Genomic DNA, 13,354 nt, shown 5'->3' with positions numbered 1-13,354 from the left:
CGCCGGGCCGCCGGTCACCTCCGCAGCACCCCCGTGAGGGCGTACGGGGCAGGGAGCCGCCTCCCCCGCATGCCAGTGCAGGAGGTCGGCCATGAAGGTCCTGTCCTTCCTACCCCTACTGCTGCGCAGGCCGTGCCTGCGCCCCGCCTGGCTGTCGTCGACGCTGATCAGAGCCACCGCGCTGGAGCTGGTGATCCTCGCCGGGCACGTGCTCATCTATCCGTCCGGCCTCGCCCCCGAGCGCCGGCACCCCATGCCCCCGCCCGACACCGGCGCCGGATCCGACACGGATTCCGAGCGCCTCACCCGTTCGGCGGACACCGCGGGCACCGCTGATTCGGCCGACACAGCGGGCACGACCGCGCTGCCCTCCGCGGCCGACACCCGTCCGCCCGTCGTGCTCCTGCACGGCTTCATCGACAACCGCTCCGTGTTCGTCCTGCTCCGCCGCTCCCTGGCCCGGCACGGCTGGCACCATCTGGAGTCGCTCAACTACTCACCACTGACCTGTGACATCCGCACGGCGGCCGAGCTGCTCGACCGCCATGTGGAGGAGATCTGCGCCCGCACCGGTCACCGCGAGATCGACATCGTCGGCCACAGCCTCGGCGGCCTGATCGCGCGCTACTACGTGCAGCGGCTCGGCGGGGACCGGCGGGTCCGCACACTGGTCACCCTCGGTACGCCCCACAGCGGCACCGCCGCCGCCCCGCTGGCAGGCGCGCACCCCATCGTCCGCCAGATGCGCGGCGGATCGGATCTGATCGAGGAGCTGCGCCGCCCGGCCCCGGGCTGCCGGACACGGTTCATCAGCTTCTGGAGCGAGCTGGACCGGGTGATGCTGCCCGTCGAGACGGCCTGCGTCGATCACCCCGACCTCGACGCGGTCAATGTGCGCGTCACGGGAATCGGCCATCTCGCACTGCCGGTCCACCCCGCGATCGCGTCCGCGATCCGTCAGGCACTCGAGTCCGACGGCGCGTCACTCGGAGCTGCGGGAGCCGCCCCGGGAGCCACCTCCGTCGCCTGATCTCCTGCCTCAGGCCCCCCACACGCCCCCACCGAATAGAACAATTGTCGAACATAGAGCCAAGGCTGCCTCTCCGGTCCACCGAAAGGCGGCCGATTGCCCGTTTCCTGAGGGGCTGAAAGCCTCCGAAGATTGTCGTCCTCACCTACCGCCGGGTACAGTCGCGGCCACTGCTCACCCTGGGATCCCCCCACCGGACCCCGGAACAGGTTCTGCTGCCGAGGCGAGAGAGAAGTTGGTGAACGACCAGCACCCCCACGCCGGGTATGCCGGATACGACAGCCAGTCCACCGGCAGCTTCGACACCGACCCGCTCTTCGGAACCCTGCCGGGTCAGCACGACACCAGCCACGGGACGACGTACGGCGGCGGCTACGCCCCGGCGTACGACAGCGGTTACGGCGGCGGTCACGACAGCGGCCAGTGGGACACCGGAGCGCATCAACAGGCCTCGTACGACGCCTATGACGCCCAGGCCCACCCCCCGCAGGCGCCCCAGGGCTACGACACGACGGCCACCTGGATGCCCGAGGCCGGAATCCCGGCCCAGGCCCCCGCCCCCGACGCGACAGGCCAGTGGGACACCACGGGCTGGGACCACACCGGCCAGGCCGGCCAGTGGGCGGCGGGCGACACAGGCGCCTTCCCCACCGCGACGTTCGACACCACGGCCTACGCGACCGGCACGTACAGCGTGCCCGCCTTCGAGACCGCGGGTTACGAGAGCTACGCGACGCCCGACACCGGCACCTTCGACGCCACCGCCTGGAACACCGGCGCCACGCCCGAGGACGCCGCGTACGCACCCGAACAGACGTCGTATCCCACGTACGAACACCAGTCGGCGTCCTACGACCCGTACGAGACCGCCGAGTTCGCCTCCCACGACGGCGTCGGCGCCCACGACGCCGACGACGTCCACGACGCCCGGGAGACGCACGACTCCCCCGGCTCCCACGTCCACGCCGGTACCACCGAGGACGGGATCGCACAGACCGACCCGTACGCCGAGGACGGATTCGCGCACACCGACCCGTACGCCGAGGCGCTCGAAGCCCGCGGTGAGCACGAGCCCCTGTCGGACGTCGTCGACGTGACCGCCGGTTCCGCGTCCACGGCCGCGTCCGCCCGCCCCGGGGGCCGTTCCGCCGCCCCGCGCGGCGGCCGGGGCCGGCGCCGCACCCCCGCGAAGCGCTCCGCGCTCCTCACCGTCGCCGTGCCCTCCGCCTGCGTCATGAGCGTCGCCGGCATCGCCGCGGCCTCGGTGAGCGGAGGCGAGGAGACGAAGGACGAGACCGCGTCCATGGCGGCCGCCGACACGGTCAAGCCGGCCGTGGCCAACAACAAGCTGGACACCCAGCTCGCCAACCTCAGCGCCGACGCCGAGAACTTCGCCGACCGCGCCAGCCGCACCCAGGAGCGCATCGACCTGAAGGAGCGTCAGGCCGCCGAGAAGAAGAGGCGCGCGGCGGAGGCCGCGCGCATCGAGGCCGCGCGTCCCAAGTTCGTGCTGCCGGTGAAGCAGCACGGCCTCAGCGCCACCTACGGCCAGGCCGGTGTGAACTGGATGTCCGTCCACACGGGCATCGACTTCCCCGTCTCCTACGGCACGCCCGTCATGGCGGCGACCGACGGCACGGTCCGCACCCAGTGGAACAGCGCCTACGGGAACATGGCCATCGTCACCGCGGCCGACGGCACCGAGACGTGGTACTGCCACCTCAGCACCACGAAGATCCGCTCCGGCTCCGTCAAGGCGGGCGACGTCATCGCCTACTCGGGGAACTCCGGCAACTCCACCGGCCCGCACCTGCACTTCGAGGTACGGCCCGGTGGCGGCTCCGCGATCGACCCCATGCCCTGGCTCCGCAGCCACGGCATCAACCCGAACTGAGTCCGGCCGTCACATGAGGGCTGCCCCCGTGTGACGGCCGGCCCGGGTCAGAGCTTCTCGACCGGCGCGTAGCGCAGCAGCAGCTTCTTGGGCCGCTCGTCGCCGAAGTCGACCGTCGCCTTCGCCTGGTCGCCGAATCCTTCGACCGCTGTCACCGTGCCCAGGCCGAACTGGTCGTGCGTGACCCGGTCCCCGGCCACCAGCGTGACCACCGGCTTCTCGGAGGTGCGCCGGGTCGCGAACCCCGACGGCCCGGACTTCGAGCGCGACGAGGACAGCGACGACGTGATGCCGGACGTCGGCCCCGCCGGAGCCGCCATCGGGCCCTTGCGCTTCCACTCCAGGTGCTGGTCCGGGATCTCCTCCAGGAACCGCGACGGCGGGTTGTACGAGGGCTGCCCCCACGCACTCCGCATCGACGCCCGGGTCAGATACAGGCGCTCACGGGCGCGCGTGATGCCCACGTAGGCGAGCCGGCGCTCCTCCTCCAGCTCCTTGACCTGTCCCAGCGCGCGCATGTGCGGGAAGACGCCGTCCTCCATGCCCGTCAGGAACACCACGGGGAATTCGAGGCCCTTCGCGGTGTGCAGCGTCATCAGCGTGACGACACCGGAGCCGTCCTCGTCCTCGTCGGGGATCTGGTCGGCGTCGGCGACGAGTGCGACCTTCTCCAGGAACTCGGCGAGGGTGCCCGCACCCTCCTCCTCCGCCCGCTCCTGCTCGAATTCGAGGGCGACGGAGGCGAGCTCCTGGAGGTTTTCGATACGGGTCTCGTCCTGTGGGTCGGTGGACGCCTGGAGCTCGGCGAGATAGCCGGTCCGCTCCATGACGGCCTCCACCACGACCGCCGGGCCCGCGCCGGACTCCACGATCGTGCGGAGCTCCTCCATCAGCGTGTTGAACCGCTTCACGGCGTTCGCCGACCGGGCCGCCATGCCGTACGCCTCGTCCACCCGGCGCAGCGCCTGCGGGAAGGAGATCTTCTCGCGCATCGACAGGGCGTCGATCATCGCCTCGGCCCGGTCGCCGATGCCCCGCTTGGGCACGTTGAGGATGCGGCGCAGCGGGACGGTGTCCTCGGGGTTGGACAGCACCCGGAGGTAGGCCAGGACGTCCCTGACCTCCTTGCGCTCGTAGAAGCGCACTCCGCCGACGACCTTGTAGGGCAGTCCGACGCGGATGAAGATCTCTTCGAAGACACGGGACTGGGCGTTCGTGCGGTAGAAGACGGCGACGTCGCCCGCCTTCGCGTCCCCGGAGTCCGTCAGCCGGTCGATCTCGTCGGCGACGAACTGCGCCTCGTCGTGCTCGGTGTCCGCGACGTAGCCCGCGATCCTGGTGCCGGCGCCGGCGTTCGTCCAGAGGTTCTTGGGGCGGCGGCTCTCGTTGCGCTCGATGACGGCGTTGGCCGCGGAGAGGATCGTCTGCGTGGAGCGGTAGTTCTGCTCCAGCATGATCGTGGTCGCGTCCGGATAGTCCTCCTCGAACTGGAGGATGTTGCGGATGGTCGCGCCGCGGAAGGCGTAGATCGACTGGTCCGCGTCACCGACGACGCACAGCTCACCCGGGGCGTCGTCCTCGCCGGCCGGGCCCACCAGCTCGCGCACCAGGGTGTACTGCGCGTGGTTGGTGTCCTGGTACTCGTCGACGAGGACGTGCCGGAAGCGGCGGCGGTAGTGCTCGGCGACGTCGGGGAACGCCTGGAGCAGGTGCACCGCCGTCATGATGATGTCGTCGAAGTCCAGGGCGTTGGCCTCGCGGAGCCGCGCCTGGTAGAGCGCGTAGGCCTGGGCCAGCGTCTTCTCGAAGCCGTCGGCCGCCTGCCCCGCGAACGTCTCCTCGTCGATGAGCTCGTTCTTCAGGTTCGACACCTTCGCCGTGAACGACTTCGGCGGGTAGCGCTTCGGGTCGAGGTCCAGATCGCGGCAGACCAGCGCCATCAGCCGCTTGGAGTCGGCGGCGTCGTAGATCGAGAACGACGAGGTGAAGCCCAGGCGCTTCGACTCGCGGCGCAGGATCCTCACACAGGCGCTGTGGAACGTCATGACCCACATGGCGTTGGCGCGCGGGCCGACGAGGTCCTCGACGCGCTCCTTCATCTCGCCGGCGGCCTTGTTGGTGAAGGTGATCGCGAGGATCTGCCCCGGGTGCACACCGCGCTCGGCCAGAAGGTGGGCGATCCGGTGGGTGAGCACCCTGGTCTTGCCCGAGCCGGCCCCGGCGACGATGAGCAGCGGGGCCCCGGCGTGCACGACGGCGGCGCGCTGCTCGGTGTTCAGCCCTTCGAGCAGCGCGGCGGAGTCGATGACGGGGCGCGGGGCGCCGTCGCGGTAGTAGGCGTCGCGCGGCGGCGGAGGCGCGTCGAAGACGTCCTCGAAGAGGCCCTCCGGCACCCCTTCGGGCGCGTGCTCCTCAGGGGGCGGCGGGGGGCCGTCCTCCGCTTGCTGGAGGCCGGTCAGGAAACTGTCGTCAAAGAGGCTGCTCATCGCCTAACGAGTCTAGGGCGCCGCACCGACAACCCGGGCCGCATCGGCGACAAGGGCCCGGACCGTGTGCGCAACGAGATCGTCCGTCCACGGAACGTAAGATTCCGGGGCGGTTTCCCGGCCCGGGGGCCACCGCCCGGAAAAGGTCACGAAAATGTATCGGGCATATCGAACATCAACCTTCACAGGGACACCACGGGTTGGCTAGCGTGCTCCGACGGGTGCCCCGTACCCCCTTGAGGCGAACCGCGCCGCACGGGCGCCCCCGCCGAATCCGTACTCCCCCGAAGGGTGTCCGGAACCGGGGACCCACACGCATCACCGGGGTGAATCGGCCCGTCTCCACCGGACCGTAGGGCAGCCTTCCGTTCCGCCCGAACCCGACAGCTAACCCGGTAGGCGGTCCCACGGAAGGAGATGCCGGCCTTGCCGTCGCATCGCAAGCCGCGCACCCGGGTGCGCACCACCACCCCCGCCGTCGGTCTCACGACCGCGGCGCTCGCCTCCGTCACCCTGCTCTCCACCCAGAGCGCGACGGCCGCCCCCGCCGAGCCCAAGCCCAGCATCGAGGAAGTGCAGAAGAAGGTCGACGCCCTCTACCGGCAGGCCGGCACCGCGACGCAGCAGTACAACAAGGCGAAGAGCGCGTCGGCCGAGCAGCGCTCCAAGGTCGACGCGCTGCTGGAGGCCGCGGCGAAGCGGGCCGACAAGCTCAACGAGACGCGCCGGGAGCTGGGCAACTACGCCACCGCGCAGTACCGCAGCGGCTCGATCGCTCCGACCGCGACGTTCTTCCTCGCGGACGACCCGCAGTCGTACTTCGACCAGGACCAGCTGATGGCCCGGATGACCAGCCAGCAGCAGAAGGCGGTCGCCGACTTCCGTACGCAGCAGAAGGAGGCGGCGGCCAAGCGCGTCGAGGCGACGAAGAGCCTGGAGACGCTCACCGAGTCGCAGGCCACCCTGCGTACCAGCAAGCAGCAGGTGCAGACGAAGCTCACCGAGGCCCGCTCGCTGCTGTCGAAGCTGACGGCCGAGGAGAAGGCGCGGCTCGCGGAGCTGGAGCGCAAGAAGGAGGCCGAGGCCAAGCGCAAGGCCGAGGAGCTGGCCCGGCAGCAGGCCGAGAAGGAGAAGGCCGAGCAGGCCGCGAAGGAGGAGGCCGGCTCGGGCAGCGGCACCGGCACCGGCACCGGCACGGAGACCGGCGGCACGGGCTCCGACAGCGGCTACGCCTCGAAGGCCGAGAAGGTCCTGGCCTTCGCACGCGCCCAGATCGGCAAGCCGTACGTCTGGGGGGCGACGGGCCCGTCCTCGTACGACTGCTCCGGGCTCACCCAGGCGGCCTGGAAGGAGGCGGGGGTCGATCTGCCCCGCACCACCTGGGACCAGGTCGAGGTCGGCACCCGGGTGGCCACGGCGGATCTGCGGCCGGGGGACCTGGTCTTCTTCTACGACGACATCAGCCACGTCGGCATCTACAAGGGCGACGGCATGATGATCCACGCGCCGAAGCCGGGTGCGAACGTCCGCGAGGAGTCGATCTACTACATGCCGATCTACGGCAGCGTGCGCCCCGCGTGACGCGCGGGAGCACCACCGGCGGGCGGGCCCGGGGCAGAGTCCCGGGCCCGCCCGTGCGCGCTCAGGTCCAGAGCGTGGCGATGAAGATGTTGGCGACCGTCAGCCCGCCGACGGCGGCGAACGCGCCCTTGCCGACCTTCTCCTCGTCCCGCTTCACATAGACGAGCGCCAGGACCACGATCAGGACCAGCAGCTTGACGCCGATCTTGACGTTGTTCACGCTCTGGTCGTCGGCCTGGTTGAGCCCGACCAGGGCGACACCCGTGACGAGCATGGTGAGCGCGCCGTGCAGCATGGCCGGGACGAAGCGCGCCGTGCCTGTCCCCATGGCCTTCATCTGGGTCAGGAAGCCGCCCAGCAGGGAGGCGATACCGATGATGTGCAGGGCCACGAAGACATTGATGAGTACGTCCATGGCGGCAGCCTAACCGCGGCGATATCACCACTCTTCGGCCAGGTACGACTTACTGATGAGTTCCCCCGGATCCTGAGCGGATTGCCGGACTCCGGTTGATTTTTCCGGTCAACCGACGGAAACGAAACAGCATATGAGGGCAATAGCTGTCATTACACCTCTTCCCTGTGCGCCGGGTTTACCGTCCCTCCCAGGTGACCGGCTCTGCACCACCGCCCCCGTACCGGGCGGCCCCGGTCGCCCCGCCAGGAATCCGGCGGCGGGCCACTCCCCCCTGTGGTGACCCGCCGCCGGACCCCGGCGGGCCCGCGGCACCCACCGACGGGCAGTCGAACGGAAGGACGCACCACCCCCGTGGCCGCCCATCGAGAAGCCGCTCACCGCAAGCCCAAGCAGCGTCTGTTCACCGGACCTGCTGCCCGCACAGCAGCCACCCTCGCCCTCGCCGGGGCCGCGACCGCGACCGCCCTCGAAGGCGCCGCCCAGGCCGACCCCCAGCTCACCCCGGCCCAGGTCGAGGCCAAGGTCGACCGGCTCTACCACGACGCCGAGGTGGCCACGGAGAAGTACAACGGCGCGAAGGAGGAGGCGGAGGCCTCCGAGAAGTCCCTCGAAGCCCTCCGGGACGAGGCCGCCCGCCGGACCGAGCGTCTCAACGCCGCGCGCGACGCCCTCGGCTCGTTCGCCACCGCGCAGTACCGCAGCGCCGGCATCGACCCCGCCGTCCGGCTGGCCCTCTCCTCCGACCCGGACGAGTATCTGGAGCGCGCCTCCTACGAGGACCGGGCGGGCGACCGTCAGGCCGGTGCGCTCCAGGGCGTACGACGGCAGGTCGGCGAAATCGCCCAGCTGCGCGCCCGGGCCCAGGACGAGCTGGAGGTCCTCGCCTCACGCCGGGCCGACCTGAAGAAGCACAAGGACGCGGTCCGCACCAAGCTCGCCGACGCCAGGAAGCTGCTGGCCACCCTCACGGCCGAGCAGCGCGCCGGCTACGAGCGCTCGGCCGACGCCGCGCACGGCGGCAGCGCCGTACGCGCCGACCGGGGCGTCCCGCGCGGTTCCGTGGCCGCTCCCAACGCCCGTGCGGCACAGGCCGTCGACTTCGCGTACGGGGCGCTCGGCAAGCCGTACGTCTGGGGCGCCACCGGCCCCGCGTCCTTCGACTGCTCCGGCCTCACGCAGGCCGCCTGGCGCGCGGCGGGAGTCTCCCTGCCCCGTACGACGTACACCCAGATCAACGCGGGCCAACGCGTCTCCCGGTCCGAACTCGCCCCGGGGGACCTGGTGTTCTTCTACTCCGGGGTCACCCACGTCGGGCTCTACATCGGCGGCGGCCAGATGATCCACGCCCCGCGCCCGGGCGCCCCCGTCCGTATCGCGCCGATCAGCGAAATGCCTTTCGCGGGTGCGACCCGGGTCGCATAGGCTCCCGGGCCCATGGACACCGCCATCCAGAACTACGCCCGTACGCTCGCTCTCCGCTCGCCGGACCACTACCGGGTCGGCCCCTTCACGGTGCGCCACAACCCGGGCTGGGAGCTGAAGTTCGCCAACTACGCCATCCCCGACCAGGGGGCCGAACCCACCGCACAGGACGTCGCCGACCTGGTCACCGCGTTCCGTGAGCACGACCGGCTGCCCCGGCTGGAGTTCCTGCCCGCCTGGGCGCCCGCGGTCGAACCGGCCCTGCTGGCGGCCGGTTTCACCGTCGAGAACCGCGCACCCGTCATGGCCTGCACCGCCGACGGCCTGCTCGCACCCAAGCCGGTGGACGGCCTCCGCATCGCCGAGCCCGTCACCGACGCGGAGTTCACCTCCGCGGCCGCCGTCCAGCACACCGGTTTCGGCGGGGAGGGCGGCCCCGACGACGGCGAGATCGCCTGGCTGCGCCGGGCGACGGAGAGCGGCGGCGTCTCGGCCCTGGCCACCGTGGACGGCCGGCCCGCCGGAGCGGGCGGCTGCTCGGCCCCGGCCGACGGCATCGGCGAACTGGCCGGTCTGGCCGTCGCCGACGCCTTCCGCCGCCGGGGCGTCGGCGCGGCCCTCTCCGCGTGGCTGACCCGCGCCGCGTTCGAGCGCGGCTTCACCACCGTGTGGCTGGAGCCGGGCGGCCCCGACGTCGAGCGGATCTACGCGGGCGTCGGCTACCGCAGGACCGGCGAGAAGCTCAACATCTCGCTCGGACCCGCCTGAGCACGGGCCGGGCTCAGACCAGCCGACGCGCCGTGGCCCACCGGGTCAGTTCGTGCCGGTTGGAGAGCTGGAGCTTGCGCAGCACGGCCGAGACATGGGACTCGACCGTCTTCACCGAGATGAACAGCTGCTTGGCGATCTCCTTGTACGCGTATCCCCGGGCGATCAGCCGCAGCACCTCGCGCTCGCGCTGCGTCAGCCGGTCCAGGTCCTCGTCGACCGGCGGGGCGTCCGTCGAGGCGAAGGCGTCCAGGACGAACCCGGCCAGCCGCGGCGAGAACACCGCGTCGCCCTCCTGGACCCGGAAGACGGAGTCGACGAGGTCGGTGCCGGTGATGGTCTTGGTGACGTAGCCGCGCGCGCCGCCACGGATGACGCCGATGACGTCCTCGGCGGCGTCCGAGACGGACAGCGCGAGGAAACGCACCGGGTTCTCGACGGCGCCCATCATCGGGGCACAGCGCCGCAGCACCTCGACGCCCCCGCCGCCCGGGAGGTGGACGTCGAGGAGGACGACCTCGGGACGGGTCGCGGTGATCACGGTGACCGCCTGGTCGACGTCGGCGGCCTCGCCGACGACCTCGACCCCGGTCTCCTCGGTGCGGCCGATCTCGGCCTGGACGCCGGTGCGGAACATCCGGTGGTCGTCGACGAGCACGACCCGTACCCGGCGCTCCGGGCCCCCGGTCGCTTCGGTGTTCTCGGTCATTCGCTCGCCCTCTCCATCTCCAGCTCGACTTCCGTGCCCCCGTCGGGCACCGAACGCAGCCGCGCCGTGCCGCCGTTGCGCTGCATCCGGCCGATGATCGATTCTCGTACGCCCATCCTGTCGCCCGGAACGGCGTCCAGGTCGAATCCCGGCCCCCGGTCCCGTACGGAGACGAAGACCGTGCGGCCCTCGACCTCCGCGTAGACCTGGACGGCACCGCCCTCGCCACCGTACTTGGCGGCGTTGACCATCGCCTCGCGTGCGGCCTGCATCTGTGCGGCCAGCTTCTCGTCGAGCGGGCAGTCGCCCACGACGACGACCTCCAGCGGGACCCCGTGCTTGTCCTCGACCTCGGCGGCGGCCCGCTTGACCGCGTCGGCGAGGGTCGCCGGTTCCTCGGCCTCCTCCTTGCCGGTGCCCTCCGGGTTGTACAGCCAGTTGCGCAGCTCGCGCTCCTGGGCGCGGGCGAGCCTGCGGACCTCGCCACCGTCGTCCGCGTTGCGCTGGATCAGCGTGAGCGTGTGCAGGACGGAGTCGTGGACATGGGCGGCGACCTCGGCACGCTCCTGGGCCCGGATACGCATCAGGCGTTCCTCGGAGAGGTCCTGTGTCATCCGGACGAGATAGGGGCCCGCGAGCAGCGCGATCCCGGTGAGTACGGCGATGGCGGCGGTCAGCGCGGTGCCGAGCTGGGCCGCCGACCCCCGCACCACCATGAACGCGGCGAGGCCGAGGCCGACGAGCGCGACGCCCGCCAGCCCGCGGGCCAGTTGCAGCACACGGCGGCGGCGGCCGACCTCCATCCAGCGGGCGCGGCGCGCGTTGTCGGCCTGGCGCCAGACCAGTACGGAGCCCGCGCCGATCAGCAGCGCGGGCCAGACGTAACGGTCGGCCTTGCTTCCCATGTCGACGTTGCCGACGAAGACCATGGCGCCGATGAGCAGCGCGACGAGGGCGAACACCTGGCCCTTGTCCGGCTTGCGGAGCCTGCGCCGGCCGTCCGGGGCGGTCTCGAAGAGGGACCGCTCCACCCCGCCCATCCCGCCGCCCCCGCCGACCCCGAGCGGTACGACGATCCAGAACACGGCGTAGAGCAGGGCGCCGAGGCCGTCCGCGAAGAACAGTCCGAGGAAGACGAACCGGACCCAGGCGACGGGCAGCCCCAGGTGTCCGGCGAGCCCGCGCGCGACGCCGCCGAGCATCCGCCCGTCCGCGCTGCGGTAGAGCTTGCGCGGCGCCGGCTCCTCCGGGTCCGGGGCGTGCGAGCTCGGGGCTCGGGTCGTGGCTGCTGGCATGCACCGATCGTCACACGTTCCGGCGGGCCGCGGCATCAGGGTCTGCCCGGACTCGACCCTGAGGAGGCCAGGGGGCGGCCGGGCGGGCCCTCACCGGCCTCCGGGACGCAATATCAGGGATCGGCCAGGGTCGTCACAGGTCCCACAAGGGCGTACGGGCCGTCACCATGGAGCCATGACCGTTCCCCAGGGCGCCTCCCCCGGCGTCACACCACCCCCCGAGCCGGCACCGCGGCTGCAGCGCAGCCCGCGGCAGAAGGTCGTGGCCGGGGTGTGCGGCGGGCTCGGCCGGTACTGCGACGTGGACCCGGTGATCTTCCGGATCGTGCTCGGAGTCCTCGCCGCGACGGGCGGCATCGGACTGATCTTCTACGGCTTCGCGTGGCTGCTGCTCCCGCTGGAGGGCGAGGACGAGAACGAGGCGCGCAGGCTGCTGTCGGGCCGGGTGGAGGGCGCCTCGCTGATCGCGCTGGTGCTGGCCCTGGCCGGGTGCGGGCTGCTGCTGTCCATGCTGCACAACGGCGGGATGCTCGCCTTCGACGCGATGCTGTCGCTGACGGTGATCGGCTTCTCGGTCTGGAGCCGGCACCGCCGGACGGCTCCGCCCGAGGACGCGCCGGGCACGGCGGCGTACACCCCGGGAAGCACGGCGCACGCCGCCGGCCACGGGGCGCCCCCCGAGGTGAAGGCACCGCCCACGCCCGGCAGCCCGTCCTGGTGGCGGGACCCGATCGTCAAGGACGGCACGACCGGCCCGGCGGGGACCGGCTATCTCTGGGGTCCCGAGAGCGCGGTGCCGGAGGCGGTGCAGCTCGGCAGGAACAGGCCGACGCCGGACGCCCCGTACCGCCCGCCCTACCGCCCGACGGGCACCCGGGGCCCCCGCTCGATCGGTGGCCTCGTCCTCCTGCTCGCCCTGCTCGCGGGCGGCCTCGGCACGGGGCTGAGCTGGGAGACCCATCCGCTGGGGCCCAGCCTGCAGATCGGTCTCGCCGCCGCACTCGGGGTCTTCGGCCTCGGCCTGCTCGTCGCCTCCGTCCTCGGCAGGACCGGCTTCGGCACGGTCCTGCTGGCCATGATCACTGCGGGGCTGCTGGCGGGCGCCTCGGCCGTTCCGGAAGATGTCGGCACCGACTGGGTCCGCGAGGAGTGGCGCCCGGCGTCGGTGGCCACGGTCGAGCCCCTGTACAAGCTGGGCACCGGGGTCGCGAAGCTCGACCTGTCCGAGGTCACCGTCCCGAAGGGCGAGACCCTGCGCACCCGGATCGAGGTCGGCGCGGGCCGCGCGCTCGTCGTCGTACCGGCCGGGGTGACGGTGAAGGTGGACGCGGAGGCGGGCCTCGGCGACATCCAGTTCCCGTCCGACCGGCGCAAGGACGTGGACATCGCCCCCGACCGGCGCACCCGGCAGACCATCGGACCCGCCGAGAACAGCAAGCCCGCCGGCACCGTCGAGCTGGGCATGGGCGTCGGCATCGGACAACTGGAGGTCACCCGTGCTGCGTCATGAGATCCGGCCGGGCCGCGCGGTGGCGGGCCTCGTCATGCTGACCCTGGCGGCCGGTTACGCGGCGGACGCGGCGGGCGCGTGGAACGCCCCGTGGACGTTCTTCGCCCCGGTGTTCCTCGGCGGCCTGTGGCTGGCGGCCACGGTGACCTGGGTGAGCTACCGGCTACGGCGACGGCGTGAGGCGCGGAAGGCGTCGGCGGAGGCGCCGGCGACCGGTTCGGCCAGAGTGTCCTGACCATCA

Annotated in this window: 11 protein-coding genes and 1 riboswitch; of the genes, 7 read left to right on the top strand and 4 right to left on the bottom strand. The window is 71.9% G+C overall.

Features of this window, described 5'->3' with window-relative positions; translation table 11 throughout:
• Positions 1–91 precede the first annotated feature (91 nt).
• Positions 92–1,030 carry an esterase/lipase family protein gene (locus ACIP63_RS10085; RefSeq protein ID WP_401513195.1) on the top strand — a complete coding sequence of 313 codons (939 nt, stop codon included), beginning with the start codon at positions 92–94 and terminating at the stop codon, positions 1,028–1,030.
• 238 nt (positions 1,031–1,268) lie between these two features.
• Positions 1,269–2,924: a M23 family metallopeptidase gene (locus ACIP63_RS10080; protein ID WP_401513192.1), complete on the top strand. Its 1,656-nt coding sequence runs from the start codon at positions 1,269–1,271 to the stop codon at positions 2,922–2,924.
• Between the two features lie 47 nt (positions 2,925–2,971).
• Here the strand turns inward: ACIP63_RS10080 and pcrA are convergent, their stop codons facing one another.
• A complete protein-coding gene (gene pcrA / locus ACIP63_RS10075; RefSeq protein ID WP_401513190.1) occupies positions 2,972–5,410 on the bottom strand; it encodes a DNA helicase PcrA in 2,439 nt (812 codons plus the stop codon).
• Positions 5,411–5,666: 256 nt separating this feature from the next.
• Positions 5,667–5,829, top strand: a riboswitch (cyclic di-AMP (ydaO/yuaA leader).
• Between pcrA and ACIP63_RS10070 the strand changes: the two genes are divergently transcribed.
• Complete coding sequence (locus ACIP63_RS10070) at positions 5,828–6,991, top strand: NlpC/P60 family protein (protein WP_401513187.1); 1,164 nt, start codon at positions 5,828–5,830, stop codon at positions 6,989–6,991. (Overlaps the previous riboswitch by 2 nt.)
• Positions 6,992–7,052: 61 nt before the next feature.
• Here ACIP63_RS10070 and ACIP63_RS10065 read toward each other — a convergent pair whose 3' ends face one another.
• Positions 7,053–7,406 (bottom strand): hypothetical protein, encoded by a 354-nt coding sequence (locus tag ACIP63_RS10065; protein WP_401513184.1) that lies wholly within the window; start codon positions 7,404–7,406, stop codon positions 7,053–7,055.
• Between the two features lie 354 nt (positions 7,407–7,760).
• On the opposite strand from ACIP63_RS10065, the gene ACIP63_RS10060 reads away from it, so the two are divergent.
• The gene (locus ACIP63_RS10060; protein ID WP_401513182.1) at positions 7,761–8,831 is read left to right on the top strand and encodes an NlpC/P60 family protein; all 1,071 of its coding nucleotides are present in this window, start codon (positions 7,761–7,763) and stop codon (positions 8,829–8,831) included.
• 12 nt (positions 8,832–8,843) lie between these two features.
• Complete coding sequence (locus tag ACIP63_RS10055) at positions 8,844–9,599, top strand: GNAT family N-acetyltransferase (RefSeq protein ID WP_401513181.1); 756 nt, start codon at positions 8,844–8,846, stop codon at positions 9,597–9,599.
• 13 nt (positions 9,600–9,612) lie between these two features.
• Here the strand turns inward: ACIP63_RS10055 and ACIP63_RS10050 are convergent, their stop codons facing one another.
• A complete protein-coding gene (locus ACIP63_RS10050; protein WP_099173788.1) occupies positions 9,613–10,308 on the bottom strand; it encodes a response regulator transcription factor in 696 nt (231 codons plus the stop codon).
• Positions 10,305–11,603, bottom strand: a complete 1,299-nt coding sequence (locus ACIP63_RS10045) for a PspC domain-containing protein (RefSeq protein ID WP_401513178.1) — start codon at positions 11,601–11,603, stop codon at positions 10,305–10,307. Before ACIP63_RS10045 ends, ACIP63_RS10050 begins: the two co-directional genes overlap by 4 nt.
• A gap of 175 nt (positions 11,604–11,778) precedes the next feature.
• Between ACIP63_RS10045 and ACIP63_RS10040 the strand changes: the two genes are divergently transcribed.
• Positions 11,779–13,113, top strand: coding sequence for a PspC domain-containing protein (locus tag ACIP63_RS10040; protein ID WP_401513175.1), 1,335 nt, complete (start codon positions 11,779–11,781; stop codon positions 13,111–13,113).
• Complete coding sequence (locus tag ACIP63_RS10035) at positions 13,100–13,348, top strand: hypothetical protein (RefSeq protein ID WP_401513173.1); 249 nt, start codon at positions 13,100–13,102, stop codon at positions 13,346–13,348. Before ACIP63_RS10040 ends, ACIP63_RS10035 begins: the two co-directional genes overlap by 14 nt.
• Positions 13,349–13,354: the final 6 nt, after the last annotated feature.

This window comes from Streptomyces sp. NPDC088746 (assembly GCF_044751065.1).
Taxonomy (GTDB): domain Bacteria; phylum Actinomycetota; class Actinomycetes; order Streptomycetales; family Streptomycetaceae; genus Streptomyces.
The sequence above is the reverse complement of the archived record's forward strand: the minus strand, read 5'-3'. Positions and strand labels throughout refer to the sequence as shown.